The following is a 19,306-nucleotide window of genomic DNA, read 5'->3' on the forward strand; positions in this document are numbered from 1 at the left end:
AAAAAAGACCGCACGATTGTGCGGCCTATATTCTACTCGAAATTATCTTCAGCGTGCTGAGTTATTTCGCAACATTTGTTCAATCTTCAAGGAGTTTTTGTAACAAAACGCCGTTGAGCATGGCTCGCTTGATCATCGCAAATGCGCCCATCGTTGGCTGTTTATCAATTTCAGACGCCACAATCGGAAGGTCAGTGTGGAAGGTTGTCAGAGATTGGTTTTCAACGTTACGACGAATCGCCGGGAATACGATGTCCTTCGCCATAGTGATGTCACCAGCGATGATCACTTTTTGTGGATTGAACAAGTTAATCGTGATGGCAATGGCTTTACCTAATTGGTTGCCTACTCGAACGAGACTTTGTTTCGCCAGTTCGTCACCATTGAGAGCGTGTGAGCAGACATCTTCAATCGTGATGTGCTCTTTGAGTGCCAGTGTTGACTCATAGCCTTGGTCGATCAGTGTGCGCACGCGCTTAACGATAGCAGGGTTCGATGCAACAGTTTCAAGACAGCCAAAGTTGCCACATTGACATTGCTCACCGAGCGGATCAATTTGGATGTGGCCAATTTCACCGACGTTGCGGTTGTGGCCGAGAAATACTTGACCGTTAACAATAATACCTGCGCCGGTACCACGGTGAACACTAACGAGAATGGAATCTTGGCAATCGCGGCTCGCGCCAAAGTAATGTTCGGCTAGCGCAAGACCTCGTACATCGTTACCAACAAAACACTCGACTTTGAAATGCTGTTTGACCAGATCAGCGAGCTCAAGTTTATCGATGTCGGTATTCGGTACATACTCGACCACACCTGTCGTCGGGTTAACCAAGCCTGGCAGAGTGACGCCAATGGCAATCAACTGCTCAATCTTAGGGCTGTGCTCTTTTAGGAACTCACGTAGCTCAACAATTAAGCCTTCACTTAGTTCGTTTTGATTGGTGTAGTACAGCTCTTTGTGAGCAAACGCGAGCTCTTTGCCGCCAAGGTCATACAAAGAAAATGAGATGTAATCTCGACCCAAACGAACTGCTACTGAGTGGAAAGGCTCTACAGCGGTTGTGAGGGAGATGGCGCGACGGCCACCGGTTGAGGCTTGCTGAGCGACCTCTTTGATGAGGCCGCGTTCGAGCAATTGGCGGGTAATTTTGGTAACGCTTGCAGGTGCCAGTTGGCTGACATCTGCAACTTGAATGCGCGAGATAGGCCCTTGCTGGTCTATCAAACGGTAAACCGCTGCGCTATTGAGTTGTTTTACTAAATCTACGTTACCTATTTGTCCGCCATTCATGCTTAATTTTGCTCGTATTGTCCGTTAACAACCGTGCCTTGAACATTGAAGTCTCTATCAAATACGGTCAGGTTAGCCACCATGCCGTTTCTGATGCGACCAAGTTTGTTGTCGACGCCCATGGCTTTTGCTGGGTAGAGCGTGGCCATGCGAAGAGCTTCGTCCAAAGCGATACCAGCGTGTTCAACTGTATTTTGAACCGCTTCTATCATGGTCAGTGCGCTGCCACCTAGGGTGCCGTTTTCATCTACACACTTACCATCTTTGTAATATACTTTCTTACCGACAAAAATAAAGTATTCCATGTCAGCACCCGCCGGAGCTGTGGCATCCGTCACTAATACGAGCTTTTCACCCTTCACTTTATGCGCGATGCGAATATTTGCGTAGTCAACGTGGAAACCGTCGGCAATGATGCCAGCGTACACATCTGGTGTATCGTAAATCGCACCAACAACACCTGGTTCACGACCTGTCATTGGCGTCATCGCATTGAATAGGTGAGTGGCAAATGTGATACCTGCATCAAAACCTTTACGCGCTTCTTCATAAGTGGCGTTGGTGTGACCGATGGAGACAACAATGCCCGCTTCACGAAGCTTCTCGATATGCTCTGGTGCATTTTGCTCAGGAGCTAGCGTTACTTTGGCAACCAAATCACGGTGCTCGCAGATCAAGTCAATCATCGCTTCGTCAGATTGGCGGATGAAGTCTGGGCTGTGGATACCTTTTTTAGCGACATTTAGGTAAGGACCTTCAAGGTGCAGACCCAGAGAGTGATTTTGGTACTGGTTGTGGTAGTCGCGCGCTGCAGATAGAGCTTGACGCATGTTCTCATCAGAAGATGTGATAAGCGTTGGTAGGAAGCTAGTACAGCCAGACTTTAGGTTGGCTTTATGCATGATATGAATGGTTTCTGCTGTGATTTCGTCATTAAACATCACACCACCACATCCGTTGAGCTGTAGGTCAATGAAACCTGGGCTTAGGTTCGCACCGTTAAGGTCGATACGCTCAATAGAGGCAGATAGCTCTGATTCGTGGACGATAGATTGGATGGTGTCGCCATCAATGATCACCGCATGATTGGTCAGAACATCAGTACCTGTGAAGACCTTACCGTTCGTTAATGCATACATAGTTAGTGAATCCTTGTGTTGTATTCTCTCTAGCCCGTTACGACGCAGTGCTTGAATCATATTGACTTTACTTGATTTCTAGCTCTTAGTAACGAAACAAATTTTTTAGTCAGCAAGTTGTAAATAGTTAAAGTAATCAAAGTAACTTAATGATTGCATGAGAGTTATTATCGTTTTTTAGCGTATCAATACGGTATAAAACTTGATTTATATCGCAACTTAACTGCTTGTGTTTGCAACTCTCATGGCCAGAATCCTACTTAGATTTAGCTATTTTTTCGTATGATAAAATAAGTTTTATGATCTCGCTAGCAAAAAGCCTGTATTTTGGCAAAAACTGGTGATTAGGATCACAATTGATAAGGTTTTAATTTGCGGGGCGAATTTAATTCCATACACTGAATAGGACTAAATTGAACGGCTAAAATAAGTCGTCCAAAAAATTCAAATCCTATAGGGGGAACTTAAGGTGAATATTCTAGGATATGCGCAGAAGCTAGGTAAGGCATTGATGCTACCTATCGCAACGCTACCAATTGCGGCGCTTCTACTACGTTTGGGTCAACCAGACCTTTTAGACATTCCATTTATGGCACAAGCTGGTGGTGCGATCTTCGGCGAGTTGCCACTTCTTTTCGGTCTAGGTATTGCGATTGGCCTTTCTAAAGACGGTAACGGTGCAGCAGGTCTTGCTGGTGCGGTTGCTTACTTCGTACTGACAGCAACAGCAACAACTATCAACGCAGACGTTAACATGTCGTTCTTCGGCGGTATCTTCGCAGGTATCATCGCAGGTCACTCTTACAATGCGTTCCACGCGACTCGTCTACCTGAGTGGCTAGCATTCTTCTCTGGTAAGCGTCTTGTACCTATCATGGCAGGTCTGTTTGCTCTAGTAGCAGGTGCGGTATCTGGTGTGGTTTGGCCTTCAATCCAAGGCGGCCTAGACGCACTAGCTCACGCAGTATCTACATCTGGCGCAGTTGGCCAATTCGTATACGGTACACTTAACCGTGCACTTATCCCTGTAGGTCTACACCACGTACTAAACTCGTACTTCTGGTTCGGTATGGGTACATGTCAAGAAGTTCTAGTTACTGGTGCACAAGCAGCGGGTCAAGCTCTTCCTGCAATTCAACAGCTTTGTGTTGACCCAGCTCTTGCTAAGACTCTAGTTGCTGGCCAGTCTCACACATTCGAATTTGCTAACTCAGTAACACCTGAAATCACTGCAACAGTTAAAGAAGTAACTGAAACAGTTAAGTCTGGTGACCTACACCGTTACTTCGGCGGCGACAAAGGCGCTGGCGTATTCATGAACGGCTTCTTCCCTGTAATGATGTTTGGTCTTCCAGGTGCTGCACTAGCAATGTACCTAGCAGCTCCAGCTGAAAAACGCGGTCAAGTTGGTGGTGCACTATTCTCAGTAGCATTCTGTTCTTTCCTAACAGGTATCACTGAGCCACTAGAATTCATGTTTGTATTCCTAGCTCCTGCGCTATACGCAATGCACGCAGTATTTACGGGTCTTGCTCTAGTGGTTGCTAACATGTTCGGTACGCTACACGGCTTCGGCTTCTCTGCAGGTCTAATTGACTTTATCCTGAACTGGGGTCTAGCAACTAAACCATTCGTACTACTACTAATCGGTCTAGCATTCGGTGCTCTATACTTCTTCACATTCAGCTTCGCAATCCGCGCATTCAACCTGAAGTCGCCTGGTCGTGAAGACGATGACGAAGCAGTAGAAGTAGTAGCTGGTGAAGGCAAAAACGGTGACCTAGCTCGCCAATACCTAAAAGCTCTGGGTGGTCACGATAACCTAACGTCTATCGATGCTTGTATCACTCGTCTACGTCTAACGCTAAAAGACCGCTCAGTTGCTGACGAGAAGGTTCTTAAGAAGCTAGGTGCTAAAGGTGTAGTTAAACTAGGTGAAAACAACCTACAAGTTATCCTTGGCCCTCTAGCAGAAATCATCGCTGGCGAAATGAAGTCTATCGGCGCTGGTGAAGACCTATCAGAAGTGAAACTGCCATAATCACTCTGACTCATTGATTTCCATATCAAAGCCTCTCTTCCGAGAGGCTTTTTTTATGCCTTCCTAACCTTGCGAGTCACCTGTCTATAAATCAGTACTAAAATAATCTAATGAAAATGCGAGTTCTTGTTGAGGTTTCTCAAAGAATTGTGGATCATTAGCGTTTATATATCTGACAATACTTAAAACATAGAGGTGTTATAGATGAGTGAAGCTGAGGCTCGTCCATCGAACTTTATTCGCCAAATCATTGATAAAGATTTAGCGGATGGCAAGCATACTAGCGTGCAGACTCGTTTTCCGCCGGAGCCAAATGGTTACCTGCACATCGGTCACGCGAAATCTATTTGTTTGAACTTCGGTATTGCTCAGGACTATCAGGGTCAGTGCAACTTGCGCTTTGATGACACTAACCCTGAAAAAGAAGACGTTGAATACGTTGAGTCAATTAAGAATGATGTAAGCTGGTTGGGCTTCGATTGGTCAGGTGAAGTATGCTACTCATCTAACTACTTCGATAAGCTATACGAGTATGCGGTTGAATTAATTAACAAAGGCTTAGCGTACGTTGAAGAGCTAAGTCCAGAGCAGATCCGCGAGTACCGTGGTACGCTAACCGCACCAGGTAAGCCAAGTCCTTACCGTGACCGTCCAGTAGAAGAAAACCTAGCGCTATTTGAGAAAATGCGTGACGGCGGCTTCGAAGAAGGTACCGCATGTCTACGTGCAAAAATCGACATGGGCTCATCGTTCATGGTGATGCGCGACCCTGTTCTATACCGTGTTCGCTTTGCTGAGCACCATCAAACGGGTAACAAGTGGTGCATCTATCCAATGTATGACTTCACGCACTGTATCTCAGATGCGCTAGAAGGCATTACCCACTCACTATGTACGCTAGAGTTCCAAGACAACCGTCGTCTATACGATTGGGTGCTTGAGAACATCACTATTGATTGTCAGCCTCGTCAGTACGAGTTCAGCCGACTAAACCTTGAATACACAGTGATGTCTAAGCGTAAGCTAAACCAACTTGTGACTGAGAAATTGGTTCACGGTTGGGATGACCCACGCATGCCGACGATCTCTGGCCTACGTCGCCGTGGTTTCACGCCTGCATCGATCCGTGAATTCTGTAAGCGTATCGGTGTGACTAAGCAAGAGAACATGATCGAGTTTGGTTCACTAGAATCTTGTATTCGTGATGACCTAAACGAGAACGCACCTCGCGCGATGGCAGTCCTTGATCCTGTTAAGATTGTTATCGAGAACTACGAAGGCGAAGGTGAGACGCTAACGCTTGCGAACCATCCAAGCAAAGAAGAAATGGGCACTCGTGAAGTACCATTTACTCGTGAAGTTTGGATTGAACGTGAAGACTTCCGCGAAGAAGCGAACAAGAAGTACAAGCGTTTGGTGCTAGGTAAAGAGGTTCGTCTACGCGGCGCGTATGTGATTAAAGCTGAGCGTATCGAGAAAGACGACGCGGGCAACATCACGACTATCTTCTGTAGCTACGATCCAGAAACGCTAGGTAAAAACCCGGCAGACGGCCGCAAAGTGAAGGGCGTAATCCACTGGGTATCAGCGGACAAAGGTCTTCCAGTAGAGATTCGCCAATACGATCGCCTATTCACCGTAGCAAACCCAGCAGCGGCAGATAACTTTGCTGAAACTATCAACCCAGACTCATTGGTTGTAATCAACGGTTTCGTTGAGCCAAGCCTAGCGGCAGCGAAAGCTGAGCAAGGTTACCAGTTTGAGCGTATGGGTTACTTCTGTGCGGACTCTAAAGATTCCACTGCTGAGTCTTTGGTGTTCAACCGTACGGTTGGTCTTCGTGATACTTGGGCGAAGATTGAAGGGAAGTAGGTTTAAGAGCCTGTAGAGCTTACCCCCTCTAGTTCTCCTTTTTAGCGGGACGCGCAGCCGGGAGGCTAGTAGGGGTAAAAAACATCGCTCACCAAACCGAATCCACAAAAAAACCAGCCATTAGGCTGGTTTTTTCATATCCAAATAAAGACTTATTTAGGCTTATGCGCCTTAGGGTCAGTCTTACACGCGCCGCCAATACATTTACCGTATAGGTACAAGCTGTGGTTAGTCAGCTCAATGTTGTATTTCGATGCGATTTCTTTCTGACGAGTCTCGATAAGGTCATCAGAGAATTCAATCACTTCGCCACAGTCTAGACACACTAGATGGTCGTGGTGATGTTGAGTTGATAGTTCAAATACTGATTTACCGCCTTCAAAGTGGTGGCGAGTAACAATGCCAGCATCATCAAATTGGTTAAGTACGCGATAAACTGTTGCTAGACCGATCTCTTCGCCAAGGTCGATAAGCTTTTTATACAAGTCTTCTGCGCTGATGTGTTGGTACTCTGGCTTCTGCAGTACTTCTAAAATTTTTAGTCGAGGCAACGTGACCTTCAGTCCCGCGTCCTTAAGTGCCTTGTTATTGTCTGACATAAACTTTCCTGTGATGATCTGCAGCAATAAACAGATTTCATGTATCCGTCCATTATAGGGTACTAGCGCGTAACAATAAACCGTGAAGTTCAAAGGGTTACTAACTATTAACATAGAAGTGGAACTGTGTCACTTTACAAACACATCTGACCAGTTACAATCTGTTTACATTTAATGGGCTTGCAGTAATGGATGAATCAGATGGATAAACGACTCGCCAAAATATACAAACCTAAGTACGTTAAGTTCGCGCTGAACATCTGGCCGCCATTTTGGGGAGCGGGTATCCGTATAGAGGAAATCAGTGACGATTTTTGCAGTGTTAAAGTGCGCTTGAAGCTGCGTTGGTGGAACAAAAACGCCAATCGATCGCAGTTTGGTGGCAGCATATTTGCGATGACGGATCCTATTTACTCATTGATGTTAATGGGAATTTTGCGTGAGCAATATTACGTTTGGGATAAAGAGGCCAGTATTGACTTCATTAAGCCAGGGTTTTCTGATTTGCGAGCAGAGTTTGTCATCAGCCAAGACATGTTAGATGACATTTTGAAGAGTACTCAGACCGGAGAAAAGTGTTTTCCTGAGTTTGTCAGTCATATTCAAAATGACAAAGGCGAGATAGTGTCGACGATCCAGCGTAAGCTCTACATTCGTAAAAAGGCGCAGTTTCGTGACGTGGAATCGGAATCGATTAATGCCTAGAGGCAAACCCAGAAGCAATGTATGTTGCTGCCTGCATATTCAGATATAAAAAAACCTCCGTTAGGAGGTTTTTTTAAGCGTAGAGATTAGTCTTCTAGCTCAGCTAGGCACATCTCTTCGTAAATCTGCTTAGTCCAGTTTGATACGCGCTCGTCAGTCAGTTCTGGCTGGCGATCTTCATCGATACATAGACCAACGAATTGAGATTCATCACCTTCAACTAGCGCTTTAGATGCTTCAAACTCGTAGCCTTCAGTTGGTGTGTAACCGATGATCGTGCCGCCTTTCGCTTCAACGATGTCACGTACTGTGCCCATCGCATCACAGAAGTACTCTGCGTAATCTTCTTGGTCGCCACAGCCAAAAATAGCTACTAGCTTAGTTGAGAAGTCGATGCCTTCAAGTTCTGGGAAGAAGTCATCCCAATCTGCTTGTGCTTCGCCGTAGTACCAAGTTGGGATGCCAAGTAGAAGCAGATCGAAGTTGTCGATGTCTTCTTTGCTGCTTTTAGCAATGTCTTGAACGTGAACGAGCTGTTTACCCAATTGTTTTTGGATCATCTTTGCAATAGCTTCTGTGTTGCCAGTATCGCTACCAAAGAATAGACCTACACTTGCCATAAATTCAGTACCTTTTTATCTGTCTTCGTTGGACTCAGGAATGGAGGTAATTAGCCTAGTCCTGTACCTTCCCAGCTTAGCTGAATAATGCCTTTCGCGACAAAACCTGCACAGCCTAAGAACAGCACAAGCCACACAATACGTCGACCAAACACCGGGACATTGCCTTGTTTTAGTACATCTTTGATTGCCATGCCGATCAGAAAAAAGATCGACGCAAACAACAGATCCAAACCAATGGACTCGAGTTTATCTATATAGTCGTAAAGCATGGTATTCCTTTGTGCCAATATGCTTGCGCGGAACTATACCATTGTTACTCGGTAAAGTTAATCCATGGAAATCAACCCGGTTACGATACAGGTCAAATTAAATGAATTTGCGTATCGCGCGCAGCACTTCGTTGGGTTTTTCTGCGTGCAGCCAGTGTCCGGTGTTGGCAACAATGTGCACCTTAACTTGCGCAAATTGTTGTTGGATTTGGGCTTGGTGATCGGCTTGCAGGTAATCGGAATCTGCACCTTTAAGAAACAAAACTGGCGTGTTGGTTTTGCTGATTGGTTGCCAGTCTAGAATGTTCCAGTAGTTTTTCTCCAACCCCTTAAGATTAAAGCGCCACCCCATGTGCTCACCCGCATTAAATAGAGACTTGCCCAAGAACTGACGTACACCGTCTATTTCAATATGCTCGCTCATGACTGCCATGGCCTCGGCTCGACTCTTCGGAGCTTGTTGACAGACGGCATTGAGGCCCGAGAGTACATTATCGTGGCGGCGGGTGGTGTATTTGACCGGAGACATGTCCATTACCACAAGTTTCTCAATTGGGTAATCAAAATTGCACAGTTTCATGGCGACTTTACCGCCCATTGAGTGGCCGATAATGATAGGTTTCTCGACATTGAGCTCTTTTAGCAACGTGATGATATCACTCGCCATTAAGGCATAATCGTGATCGTCACTATGAAATGAGCGACCATGATTTCTGAGATCAACACTAATGACATCATGATCCTGTTTCAGTTCTCTGGCGAGCACGCCAAGGTTATTCAGGTCACCAAACAGTCCATGGATTAGAACGACTGGCGTACCTTGACCTTCTCTTTTGTAGTTTAATAAAGCTGACATTTTCTGTTATTCGTGATGTGTTTAACGTGGAGGTTCATCGCGGAACTCGTTATAATCATCCAGAGTTTAAACATAGAGATTGTGAAAAGCGAATGAAAACAATTGAGGTTGATGAGGATCTATACCGTTACATTGCAAGCCAGACCCACCATATTGGCGAAAGTGCTTCAGATATCTTACGACGTTTATTAAAGGTAGATGCAGCCGAGACGGAACAGAGACCCGCTGCCGCTAAGACGATTGTCGTGAGTAAACAGGCACCAAAAGCAGAAACTGTTGATTCAGTAAAAGAGATGCGTTCTCTTCTGATTTCTGACGAGTTTGCCGGACTGAAAAAAGCCATTGATCGCTTTATGCTGGTGCTATCTACGTTGCATCGCTTAAACCCAGAAAGCTTTTCTGAGGCGACACAAGTAAAAGGCCGCAAGCGAGTCTACTTCGCAAACAATGAAGCGACGCTACTAGAGAGCGGTAATACGACCAAACCAAAAGCCATTCCAAATACGCCGCTCTGGGTGATTACCAACACCAACACTAGTCGCAAAAGGCAGATGGTCGAACAGGTGATGACCATGATGGAGTTCCCCGCTGAGCTCATCGAGAAAGTCACGGCTTCTATCTAAGATTTTCGATTTAAACCTCATAATGTTCACAATTAAACGAGTATTATGAGGTTTTTTGTATTTTTAAGCTTAAATTTAAAAGGACGTCAGTTATGGCTATACACCCACGTGCGGGCCAGAAGGCTTTGCCACAAGACCTTCATAATATTCCAGCGCTAGTATCCAATTATTTCCTAATTCAACCAGAAGCGGGCAACACGGCACAAAGTGTTCAGTTTGGCACCTCTGGTCACCGCGGCAGTGCGGACAAAGCGACGTTTAACGAAAACCACATTCTTGCCATTGCACAAGCGGTAGCAGAAGTGCGTGCCGAGAAAGGCACGACAGGTCCACTGTTTGTGGGTAAAGATACCCACGCCTTATCTGAGCCAGCATTCGCGACTGTGGTGGAAGTACTGATTGCAAATGGTGTTCATGTTATTGCGCAAGCAGATAACGGCTACACACCAACCCCAGGTGTATCTCACGCAATTTTAACGCACAACCTAGTGAACGATAAAAAAGCCGACGGTATTGTCATTACGCCTTCGCACAACCCACCGCAAGATGGCGGTATTAAATACAACCCAACTCACGGTGGTCCTGCTGAAGCAGAGCTGACTCAAGCAATTGAAGATCGTGCTAACGAAATCATTAGCAACGAGATGAAAGATGTGAAGCGTCTGCCTATCGCGGTGGCTAAAGCGAACGATTTGTTTGAAGAGAGTGACTTGGTGAAGCCTTATATCGATGATCTCGTCAACGTGATCGATATGGAAGCGATTCAAAAATCAGGCCTTAAGATTGGTGTGGATCCATTAGGTGGTTCAGGCATTGACTACTGGCGCCAAATTGCTGCAGTGTACAACCTAGATCTGACGTTAGTAAGTGAAGCGGTTGACCCATCGTTCCAATTCATGTCGCTTGATAAAGATGGCGTGGTTCGTATGGACTGCTCATCGCCATATGCAATGGCAGGTCTTCTAGCGCTGAAAGATGACTATGATTTGGCATTTGGTAATGACCCAGATTACGACCGTCACGGTATCGTTACACCAAAAGGTCTAATGAATCCGAATCACTATCTAGCTGTATGCATCGACTACCTATACCGTCATCGCAGCGAATGGCGTGCTGATGTTGCTGTGGGCAAGACACTAGTATCGAGCGCGCTTATCGACCGTGTTGTTGCAGACCTTGGCCGCACTCTGTGTGAAGTGCCAGTTGGCTTCAAATGGTTTGTTGATGGTCTTTACAACGGTGAGTTCGGCTTCGGCGGTGAGGAGAGTGCGGGTGCGTCTTTCCTTCGTAAAGAGGGTACGCCTTGGTCTACAGACAAAGACGGCATCATTCTTTGCCTGCTAGCAGCAGAAATTACCGCGGTAACGGGTAAGAACCCACAGCAGTATTATGAAGAGCTAGCGGCGAAACACGGTGAGTCTAAGTACAACCGTATTCAAGCTGTAGCAAATACAGAGCAGAAGAACGTGCTTAAGAAGCTGTCACCAGAGATGGTATCGGCGGAAACATTGGCTGGTGATGCCATTACCGCTCGTCTAACGCACGCTCCAGGTAACGGTGCGGCCATCGGCGGACTTAAAGTGACGACAGCAAATGGTTGGTTTGCCGCGCGTCCTTCAGGCACCGAAGATATCTACAAAATCTACTGCGAAAGCTTTAAGGGCGATGAGCACCTAAAACAGATCGAAGCTGAAGCACAAGAGATTGTGAATCAAGTATTTGCTGATGCTGGCCTGTAAGCCTAATCTGACATAAACGATTAGCTCAGCTATTAACAAAACTGTAGAAAGCGGTCACCTTGGGTGGCCGTTTTTTTATGGGTCAGTTTGGTTGAAATGCTTAATCTAAAACTTATTCACAAATTCTTGATAAAAAAACACCGCCATATAGGCGGTGTAAGAAAATTTGACAGACAGGTCAAAAATACAGGAAGTACACACATCAACTAGGGGATAACTAGCCAAAGTGTGGCGGTAGAATTCTACCTAACTCGAAAATCGAGATTGCAAACACAACATCGCAAGCGCAAGTCAATCGGTTCTAGAGAGAACCGAGCCGTTCAGACTCGCGTTTGCGGGATGAAATATAGAATTTCTCTGGCTGTTCGGCAATGGACAAATTATAATGTTTCAGATTAAAAAAACTAATGCATTAGAGAGTCGTTATGTCGAGACGTTTGCCTCCCCTCAATTCGCTCAAAGTTTTTGAGGCTGCCGCACGCCATTTGAGCTTTACCCGAGCGGCGGAAGAGCTGTTTGTTACTCAAGCGGCAGTAAGTCATCAGATCAAAGCGCTTGAAGAATTTTTAGGTCTAAAGCTGTTTCGCCGTCGAAATCGCTCTTTGTTACTTACCGAAGAAGGCCAAAGCTACTTTCTTGATATCAAAGATATTTTTACATCCTTGGCTGAAGCTACCGATAAGGTGCTTGAGCGCAGTGAGAAGGGCGCTCTGACGATCAGTTTGCCACCGAGCTTTGCCATTCAGTGGCTGGTTCCTCGCCTTACCGACTTTAACGAGCAAGAACCAGATATCGATGTACGTATTAAAGCGGTAGATATGGATGAAGGGTCGTTAACCGATGATGTTGACGTTGCGATTTACTACGGTCGTGGCAACTGGCCTGGGCTGCGTGCTGACAAACTGTATCAAGAGTTTTTGGTTCCCCTGTGTTCACCCGCACTTTTGCTTGGCTCTAAACCACTCAACACGCTTGAAGATCTATCTAAGCATACATTACTGCATGATACCTCCCGTAAAGACTGGAAGCAGTTTGTCAAACAAAACAGTCTGGATGGCGTAAATGTCAATCATGGTCCGATATTCAGTCACTCCACGATGGTTCTGCAAGCCGCAGCACATGGCCAGGGCATTGCATTAGGGAATAACGTGCTTGCTCAACCAGAATTGGATGCTGGGCGACTGATTGCGCCATTTGATGAAGTCTTAGTCAGCAAAAATGCGTTTTATGTGGTATGCCATGACAAGCAGGCTGATATGGGGCGTATCGCTACATTTAGAGATTGGATGCTTGCCAAAGCACAAAGTGAGCAAGAGGTATTATTGGATGACTAATCTTATTATTGATGGGCCAGAGCAGGGTCCATTGTTTCTATTCGCTCATGGCGCTGGCGCAGGTATGGAGCATGACTTTATGCAGGATATGGCTACTCGTTTAGCTGCAAAAGGTATCCGCGTTGTCAGGTTTAACTTCCCTTATATGGTGAAACGAGCAGAAGACGGCAAGAAACGTCCACCAGATCGCGCACCAAAGCTACTAGAGGCGATGACACAAGTGATTGAGGATGTTGCGAACGGGCAGCCTATTGTTATTGGTGGTAAATCGATGGGGGGGCGAATGGCGTCATTGCTTTCTGAGCACGAACTCGTCAAGTCGATTGCCTGTCTAGGTTTTCCTTTTCATCCGCCGGGCAAGCCTGAAAACTTCAAAGGCGACCATTTAGCGACGATGGAAAAGCCGTGCCTTATCTTACAAGGTGAGCGCGATACCTTTGGTAAGCAAGAAGAGTTCGCCGATTTTTCTCTGTCAGATAAGGTCGAAGTGAGCTTTGTACCCGATGGTGACCATAGCCTTAAACCAAGAAAATCGTCGGGCTTTACTGAAGCGCAAAACCGCCAAATGGCTGCCGATCGTTTAGCGCTGTTTATTAAGGGCATCAATGACATGGAAGAAGCCAGTGCGTAGTCGTAATCTTGTCGTTAGTGCTGCGCTGTCGGGGTTTCTCAGTGTTGGGCTGGGGGCGTTTGCTGCTCATGGCCTTAAAAGCATACTGTCGCCGTATCTTCTGGGCGTTTTTGAAACGGGTGTGACCTATCAGTTTATCCATACCCTAGCGCTGCTGTTATGTGCGCTTTTTGCATTACACAGCCGAGCAGAGAAAGCGCAAAAGGCATTTCATCGTGCAGCGATTTGCTTTATCATCGGCATCCTTTTCTTTAGCGGTAGTCTATACGCCCTTGCGCTAACAGGAGTGAAGTGGTTTGGTCCCATTACTCCACTGGGCGGGGTGATGTTTATGGTAGGTTGGGGATTCCTCGCTTATGCTGGATATCAGATGACTGACGAAACAAACAAAGATGGAGTCAATCAGTGAAACAGGTAATGCTTTATTGCCGCTCTGGATTCGAGAAAGAGTGTGCAGGCGAAATTCAAGACAAAGCGACAGCCCTAGAGGTATTCGGCTTCCCGCGAGTCAAAAATAACTCAGGCTACGTGATTTTCGAGTGTTACCAAGACGGTGATGCGGACAGACTTATCCGCGATATCGATTTCCAATCGCTTATCTTCGCTCGTCAAATGTTTGCGATTGCTAGCGAGCTTGAAGCTCTGCCATCGGACGATCGTATTTCTCCACTGCTTGCTGCGCTCGATGAAGTTGAAGACTTCCCTCGTTGTGGCGATATTCGTATTGAAACCCCTGACACCAACGAAGCGAAAGAGCTGCTGAAGTTCTGTCGTAAGTTTACCGTGCCAGTGCGTCAAGCGATGCGTGGAAAGGGCTACTTGTTCAACAAAGAGCACGCTAAAAAACCAGTTCTGCATATCTGTTTTATCGCTCCAGGTCATTGTTACGTGGGTTACTCCTACCCGAACAACAACTCTGCATTCTTTATGGGCATTCCACGCCTTAAGTTCCCGGCAGATGCGCCAAGCCGCTCGACACTAAAGCTGGAAGAAGCGTTTCACGTGTTCATTCCTAAAGAAGAGTGGGATGAACGCTTAGCATCAGGCATGTGGGGTGTGGACCTTGGTGCGTGTCCCGGTGGATGGACGTATCAGCTGGTTCGCCGCTCTATGTTCGTACATGCGATTGATAATGGCATGATGGCGGACAGCCTAATGGAGACCGGCCAGGTTAAGCATCACCAAGAAGATGGCTTTAAGTTTGAGCCACCGCGTAAGAACGTCACTTGGTTGGTGTGCGACATGATTGAGAAGCCTTCTCGCGTTGCACAGCTAATGGGTGAGTGGTTGATTCGCGGCTGGGCGAAAGAGACGATTTTTAACCTTAAACTGCCAATGAAAGGTCGTTATGATGAGGTTCTTCAAGACATTGAGAACCTGAAGATCTTCCTGATTGAAAACAAGGTGAAATTCAAGCTGCAAGCGAAGCACTTGTACCATGATCGTGAGGAGATCACAGTGCACATTCAAGTGCTATCAAATATCTCCCCGCATTAATCTCGTTTAAAGCGTCTCTAAAGGTCTAGGTGTTGGCGCCTAGACCTTCAAATCGAATATCCTGCAAATTAAAACCAAGCTCAATATCTGTCTTTAGCGCCGATACTTGCTTTGACTTTCTCGCCATCTCGATGTGCTCATCGAGCTTCTTACGATATTTAGCAGCAAGCTCATCAGAGGCGTATGCCGTTTCAATATCGTTGTACTCAGTTAAGATCTCTTTTGCTGCTTTCGGGCCAATGCCCGCAACGCCCGGTACCTGAGACGAACTCACGCCTGTCAGTCCCCAGTAGTCGGCAAGCTGCTCGGGTTTTACCCCAAATTCTTGCTCAATGAAAGGCGCATCCAGCCAGCGATGTTGGAAGTAATCTCGGATTTGCAGAGTTGGGGAGAGCAGCTGGCAATAACCCTTATCAGTCGAGATAATCGTGACTTTCTCACCATGGGTCGCGACTTTCACTGCAAGCGTTGCCACCAAGTCATCCGCTTCATCGCCTTCGGATAGCAGGGAGTCAATACCGAGCTGCCACCAAGCATCTTGGATCTTATCGAGTCCATTGTAGAGTGGCTCAGGCATCGGTTTTCGGTTCTGTTTGTATTCAGGAAGGATGTCACCGCGCCAACCTCGGTCTTGTTCGTGATGATCGAATACTGCAATGATATGAGTTGGCTGCGCTTCATCGACAATGCGACGAAGTGTACGGGAGGTGGTTTGTATGGTTCTTTCTATGTCAGTCGGATCGGGCTGCACCGCATGGACTCGGCGGATCAGGTTTAAAGCATCGATGATAACAAGATGAATTGACATAAAATTAAGGCCACGGAGAATCGTGGCCTTATTGTAAATAAAACGCTACTGAGTTTCAGGTTTTATTCGCCGTTGGCGATGCGATAACACGGAATGTACTCAGAGCCCGGCAATTTCATGCGCTGTTGAGTTACAAAATCGCTGAGCAGTTTGTCCATTTTTTTCATCAAGGCCTTGTCCCCATCAATCATGAATGGTCCATGACGCTCAATTTCTCGGATACCCTCTGCTTTTACATTACCAGCGACGATACCTGAGAAGGCTTGACGCAGTGCAGCGGCCAAGTTTTCTGGACGTTGATTCAGATGCAGATCGAGTCCAGCCATGTTTTCATGGGTTGGGTCGAATGGCAGCTGGAACTCTGGCTCGATATGCAACGACCAGTTGTAGCTGTAGGCGTCACCATTTTTCTTGCGGTGTTCTTTTACTGCTGGCATGGCCTGCTTCATGATTTTGGCGGCTTTCTCTGGATCAGCAATGACGATATCGTAATACTTCGTCGCTTCTTCACCGAGTGTCGAACGTACAAACTCGTCGATAGAGCGGAAGTAGGCTTCGCTCTCTTTTGGACCCGTCAGTACGATTGGCATCGGCTGATCAGCATTGTTTGGGTGCATCATGATACCGAGTATGTAGAGCAGTTCTTCTGCTGTACCGGGGCCACCCGGGAAAATAACAATGCCGTGGGCGATACGAACAAAGGCCTCAAGTCGCTTTTCAATGTCTGGCATGATGACCAGCTCATTGACGATAGGATTTGGCGGCTCAGCAGCAATGATTGAAGGTTCGGTCAGGCCCAAATAGCGCTGGTTACTGTAACGTTGTTTCGCGTGTCCAATAGCAGCACCTTTCATCGGGCCTTCCATCGCGCCCGGTCCACAACCGGTACAGATGTTCAGTTCACGAAGGCCAAGTTCGTTACCCACCTCACGAGTGTACTGGTACTCGGTGGCATTGATGGAGTGACCGCCCCAGCAGACAATCAAGTTGGGATCGGTACCGGGAATCAAAGTGCCCGCATTACGGAGAATACCAAACACCAGATTGGTAATGTGGGTTGAATTGGTCAGATTTAGACGTTGATTATCTGCGAGATGCATGTTGACGTAGACGATGTCACGCAACACCGCAAAAAGGTGCTCTTGAATGCCTTTGATGATTTGACCGTCGACAAAGGCATGCTCTGGTGGGTTGGTGAGCTCAAGTTTGATGCCACGCTCACGACGCATGACGTTGACGTCAAATGAAAGATGTTTATCCAGTAGCTCTTTAGAGTTGTCTGTATGGCTACCAGAATTCAGTACCGCTAACGTACAATTGCGATACAGTTGATATAGGTCACTAGACGCGGTCTTTTTAAGGCGCTCAACCTCGAGTTGAGACAAAAGGTCCATGCTACCCGCGGGACTAATGTGAGTGATCATAAGCAAATTCCTTATCTAGAACCGAATGCTGCGATCTTTTGTGTGGAAAGAGAGAGTAGGGTGTTCGGTGCCCACTGAATCGAGAACGCAGGTGGTTTGGGTTCATTGTTATAGTTATCTATCGTGATGTGTATACGGGCGTCTTCGGCCAAAATTTACATGCGATTAACTATTAGAGTAGCAAATGTCAGGAAGGTTTCTATAACTATCTGAAAAATATAGCGAGATTATGGGTTCCACGCGAGCTGGTTCGGGCCTAGCTTTTGTGTGTGGGACAAGGTCTTGTGTAGGCGCTCTAATACGTCTTCAGGAATGTCATTTTGACTAAACAAGGCACTGGTTGCTGTTAAGGTAATTGTGAGCAATTGGTCGCGGAACTTAAACGGCAAATTACTGACTTTTTTCTGGATCTCACGTACTTTTGCCAAACTTGTTGCTTCGTTTTGCTCCGGCATAATTAAAATAAACTCTTCACCAGAGAAGCGAGCGACGGTATCGGTTTTGTCGACCGAGTTAGCGATGGTTTTGGCGATGATCTTTAGTGCTTTATCACCGGCACTGTAACCAAAGTTGTGGTTGATGCTCTTAAACTTATCGATATCGAAGACCACAACCCATAACGGGTGTTGGTTCTTCAGCCAGCGGCGATATTCGATTTCTAGCTTATCCAATAGTGCGGTGCGATTGTAAACCTTAGTCAATGGGTCGAGCAGCATGCGCTGAGACTGGTCTTCCAAGCGACGACGATAGTCTTGTGTTGTATCGTAGAGCGCTTCCAATTGGTTTTTATTGTGTGTCATTTGCTCTATCAGTGCCGCCTCTCGGACTTCTGCATGCTGCAGGCGCTCTGTCAATGACGCGAGTTGAGCGAACAGTGGCGTCATGGCGCGCTTGGCTTCTTCCAAATCTTGCACCGAGGCAATACCGCGCTTGCCGCTAGAGACGAGGTTGTGCAGCTCTTTGCTCATATTCTGGCGCTGCTCAAAGTAGATTTGGCTTTGATCGAGGTTTTGCGAATTGTTCTTCAATGAAGAAGAGAGTGAGCCGTTGACCTGCTCTAGAAATTGCTGTGAAGTGCGGCGCTCATATTTGGTTGCATCAATAACCAGCCTTAGTACTTGTAGAGTATGCTCCAGCAGTTGATTCAATGACGCGTCTGTTAACAGCTTATAACGTATCTCAAACAGTTGTTCACCCGGCTCGCCATCGAAATCAAGCTCAGTGATGAGGTTTTGCAGCTCTTCATTGAGGCTCTGTAGTAAGCCACTATTCTCTGTTGGTTCTGCTTCTTTTGGTAATAGCGCAGAGTTGGAAGTGATTATCTTGGTCGCGCGCTCATAAATGGCCAGCAGCTTGACAGCATTGTCAGTGAGCTTCAACGAACTTTTATCGTTGAAAGCCAATACGTTTCTTAGGTCGCGTTTGATTTGAGCTGGCAAGCCACCAATGCGCTGCAGTGTTTCGCCACTGCGCCTTGTTTGCTCTTCCAATGATAGCTGTTGTTTTTCCATCGAAACGGACCTTTGACCGATGAGACGCTCCAAGATGGCAAACTTGGGCACCAGAGTACTTATGTCCTTGTTATGCTCTAATTCTTGGCGGAGTTCAATCAGTTTATCGTCAATACGCGAGTGAGCACCAATATGAGTATTGCTGAGTGTGGAAATGAAACGTTTTAGGATGACTTGTTCACGACGCGACTTAAGCGAAGCATCGCGATGAGCTACACGTAATTGCTCCACCTGCACTTTAAGCTGGTGGAGATGCTCTAATGTCTCGCTATCCTGTGAGCTCATAAATCCTTTAAAACAAACCAGATGGGAATCTTATTGATGTATTGATCGATAATATC

18 protein-coding genes are annotated in these 19,306 nt (G+C 46.5%); 9 read left to right on the forward strand and 9 right to left on the reverse strand.

Annotated elements, in window-relative coordinates:
• Positions 1 to 79 precede the first annotated feature (79 nt).
• Both nagC and nagA read right to left on the reverse strand, forming a co-directional pair.
• Positions 80 to 1,294 carry a DNA-binding transcriptional regulator NagC gene (gene nagC, locus ACJB0T_RS12390; RefSeq protein ID WP_479291216.1) on the reverse strand — a complete coding sequence of 405 codons (1,215 nt, stop codon included), beginning with the start codon at positions 1,292 to 1,294 and terminating at the stop codon, positions 80 to 82.
• Positions 1,295 to 1,296: 2 nt separating this feature from the next.
• Entirely contained in the window at positions 1,297 to 2,433 is a 1,137-nt protein-coding gene (gene nagA / locus ACJB0T_RS12395; protein WP_479291215.1) for an N-acetylglucosamine-6-phosphate deacetylase, read from the reverse strand.
• A 469-nt stretch (positions 2,434 to 2,902) separates the two neighbouring features.
• Here nagA and nagE point away from each other — a divergent pair, with 469 nt between their 5' ends.
• Complete coding sequence (nagE, locus tag ACJB0T_RS12400; protein WP_479291214.1) at positions 2,903 to 4,474, forward strand: N-acetylglucosamine-specific PTS transporter subunit IIBC; 1,572 nt, start codon at positions 2,903 to 2,905, stop codon at positions 4,472 to 4,474.
• A gap of 204 nt (positions 4,475 to 4,678) precedes the next feature.
• A complete protein-coding gene (gene glnS, locus ACJB0T_RS12405; RefSeq protein ID WP_479291212.1) occupies positions 4,679 to 6,346 on the forward strand; it encodes a glutamine--tRNA ligase in 1,668 nt (555 codons plus the stop codon).
• Between the two features lie 152 nt (positions 6,347 to 6,498).
• Here glnS and fcrX read toward each other — a convergent pair whose 3' ends face one another.
• Complete coding sequence (fcrX, locus tag ACJB0T_RS12410; protein ID WP_112459624.1) at positions 6,499 to 6,945, reverse strand: ferric iron uptake transcriptional regulator FcrX; 447 nt, start codon at positions 6,943 to 6,945, stop codon at positions 6,499 to 6,501.
• A 201-nt stretch (positions 6,946 to 7,146) separates the two neighbouring features.
• Between fcrX and ACJB0T_RS12415 the strand changes: the two genes are divergently transcribed.
• On the forward strand, positions 7,147 to 7,650 hold the full coding sequence (locus ACJB0T_RS12415; protein WP_479291208.1) for a DUF4442 domain-containing protein: 504 nt from the start codon (positions 7,147 to 7,149) through the stop codon (positions 7,648 to 7,650).
• An 86-nt stretch (positions 7,651 to 7,736) separates the two neighbouring features.
• On the opposite strand, the gene fldA is transcribed toward ACJB0T_RS12415, so the two are convergent.
• From fldA to ACJB0T_RS12430, 3 genes are all read right to left on the reverse strand, one after another.
• Positions 7,737 to 8,270, reverse strand: a complete 534-nt coding sequence (gene fldA / locus ACJB0T_RS12420) for a flavodoxin FldA (protein WP_112459625.1) — start codon at positions 8,268 to 8,270, stop codon at positions 7,737 to 7,739.
• 50 nt (positions 8,271 to 8,320) lie between these two features.
• A complete protein-coding gene (locus tag ACJB0T_RS12425; RefSeq protein ID WP_042496654.1) occupies positions 8,321 to 8,542 on the reverse strand; it encodes a DUF2788 domain-containing protein in 222 nt (73 codons plus the stop codon).
• Positions 8,543 to 8,639: 97 nt separating this feature from the next.
• Positions 8,640 to 9,398: an alpha/beta fold hydrolase gene (locus tag ACJB0T_RS12430; RefSeq protein WP_479291206.1), complete on the reverse strand. Its 759-nt coding sequence runs from the start codon at positions 9,396 to 9,398 to the stop codon at positions 8,640 to 8,642.
• A gap of 92 nt (positions 9,399 to 9,490) precedes the next feature.
• On the opposite strand from ACJB0T_RS12430, the gene seqA reads away from it, so the two are divergent.
• The 6 genes from seqA to rlmM all read left to right on the forward strand — a co-directional run bounded on the left by seqA (position 9,491) and on the right by rlmM (position 15,222).
• Positions 9,491 to 10,021 carry a replication initiation negative regulator SeqA gene (gene seqA, locus ACJB0T_RS12435; RefSeq protein ID WP_353496933.1) on the forward strand — a complete coding sequence of 177 codons (531 nt, stop codon included), beginning with the start codon at positions 9,491 to 9,493 and terminating at the stop codon, positions 10,019 to 10,021.
• A 92-nt stretch (positions 10,022 to 10,113) separates the two neighbouring features.
• Positions 10,114 to 11,760 (forward strand): phosphoglucomutase (alpha-D-glucose-1,6-bisphosphate-dependent), encoded by a 1,647-nt coding sequence (gene pgm, locus ACJB0T_RS12440; RefSeq protein WP_479291204.1) that lies wholly within the window; start codon positions 10,114 to 10,116, stop codon positions 11,758 to 11,760.
• Between the two features lie 425 nt (positions 11,761 to 12,185).
• Positions 12,186 to 13,094: a transcriptional regulator GcvA gene (locus ACJB0T_RS12445; protein ID WP_479291202.1), complete on the forward strand. Its 909-nt coding sequence runs from the start codon at positions 12,186 to 12,188 to the stop codon at positions 13,092 to 13,094.
• Entirely contained in the window at positions 13,087 to 13,725 is a 639-nt protein-coding gene (locus ACJB0T_RS12450) for an alpha/beta family hydrolase (protein WP_479291200.1), read from the forward strand. Before ACJB0T_RS12445 ends, ACJB0T_RS12450 begins: the two co-directional genes overlap by 8 nt.
• Positions 13,718 to 14,134, forward strand: a complete 417-nt coding sequence (locus tag ACJB0T_RS12455; protein WP_479292310.1) for a DUF423 domain-containing protein — start codon at positions 13,718 to 13,720, stop codon at positions 14,132 to 14,134. Before ACJB0T_RS12450 ends, ACJB0T_RS12455 begins: the two co-directional genes overlap by 8 nt.
• A complete protein-coding gene (rlmM, locus tag ACJB0T_RS12460) occupies positions 14,131 to 15,222 on the forward strand; it encodes a 23S rRNA (cytidine(2498)-2'-O)-methyltransferase RlmM (protein ID WP_042473674.1) in 1,092 nt (363 codons plus the stop codon). The genes ACJB0T_RS12455 and rlmM overlap by 4 nt, the downstream gene beginning before the upstream one ends.
• A 25-nt stretch (positions 15,223 to 15,247) precedes the next feature.
• On the opposite strand, the gene xni is transcribed toward rlmM, so the two are convergent.
• The 3 genes from xni to ACJB0T_RS12475 form a co-directional block, all read right to left on the reverse strand.
• Positions 15,248 to 16,030, reverse strand: a complete 783-nt coding sequence (gene xni, locus ACJB0T_RS12465; protein ID WP_479291196.1) for a flap endonuclease Xni — start codon at positions 16,028 to 16,030, stop codon at positions 15,248 to 15,250.
• Between the two features lie 62 nt (positions 16,031 to 16,092).
• Complete coding sequence (gene ppnN, locus ACJB0T_RS12470; protein WP_479291194.1) at positions 16,093 to 17,454, reverse strand: nucleotide 5'-monophosphate nucleosidase PpnN; 1,362 nt, start codon at positions 17,452 to 17,454, stop codon at positions 16,093 to 16,095.
• Positions 17,455 to 17,681: 227 nt separating this feature from the next.
• Entirely contained in the window at positions 17,682 to 19,250 is a 1,569-nt protein-coding gene (locus ACJB0T_RS12475) for a GGDEF domain-containing protein (RefSeq protein WP_479291192.1), read from the reverse strand.
• Positions 19,251 to 19,306 lie beyond the last annotated feature (56 nt).

The sequence above is a fragment of the Vibrio sp. CB1-5 genome (assembly GCF_059412285.1).

Excerpts from the sequence above, each read along its gene's own strand:
- nagC (WP_479291216.1), bottom strand. The coding sequence starts at position 1,294 with ATGAATGGCGGACAAATAGGTAACGTAGATTTAGTAAAACAACTCAAT.
- nagA (WP_479291215.1), bottom strand. The coding sequence starts at position 2,433 with ATGTATGCATTAACGAACGGTAAGGTCTTCACAGGTACTGATGTTCTG.
- glnS (WP_479291212.1), top strand. The coding sequence starts at position 4,679 with ATGAGTGAAGCTGAGGCTCGTCCATCGAACTTTATTCGCCAAATCATT.
- fcrX (WP_112459624.1), bottom strand. The coding sequence starts at position 6,945 with ATGTCAGACAATAACAAGGCACTTAAGGACGCGGGACTGAAGGTCACG.
- ACJB0T_RS12415 (WP_479291208.1), top strand. The coding sequence starts at position 7,147 with ATGGATAAACGACTCGCCAAAATATACAAACCTAAGTACGTTAAGTTC.
- fldA (WP_112459625.1), bottom strand. The coding sequence starts at position 8,270 with ATGGCAAGTGTAGGTCTATTCTTTGGTAGCGATACTGGCAACACAGAA.
- ACJB0T_RS12425 (WP_042496654.1), bottom strand. The coding sequence starts at position 8,542 with ATGCTTTACGACTATATAGATAAACTCGAGTCCATTGGTTTGGATCTG.
- ACJB0T_RS12430 (WP_479291206.1), bottom strand. The coding sequence starts at position 9,398 with ATGTCAGCTTTATTAAACTACAAAAGAGAAGGTCAAGGTACGCCAGTC.
- seqA (WP_353496933.1), top strand. The coding sequence starts at position 9,491 with ATGAAAACAATTGAGGTTGATGAGGATCTATACCGTTACATTGCAAGC.
- pgm (WP_479291204.1), top strand. The coding sequence starts at position 10,114 with ATGGCTATACACCCACGTGCGGGCCAGAAGGCTTTGCCACAAGACCTT.
- ACJB0T_RS12445 (WP_479291202.1), top strand. The coding sequence starts at position 12,186 with ATGTCGAGACGTTTGCCTCCCCTCAATTCGCTCAAAGTTTTTGAGGCT.
- ACJB0T_RS12450 (WP_479291200.1), top strand. The coding sequence starts at position 13,087 with ATGACTAATCTTATTATTGATGGGCCAGAGCAGGGTCCATTGTTTCTA.
- xni (WP_479291196.1), bottom strand. The coding sequence starts at position 16,030 with ATGTCAATTCATCTTGTTATCATCGATGCTTTAAACCTGATCCGCCGA.
- ppnN (WP_479291194.1), bottom strand. The coding sequence starts at position 17,454 with ATGATCACTCACATTAGTCCCGCGGGTAGCATGGACCTTTTGTCTCAA.
- ACJB0T_RS12475 (WP_479291192.1), bottom strand. The coding sequence starts at position 19,250 with ATGAGCTCACAGGATAGCGAGACATTAGAGCATCTCCACCAGCTTAAA.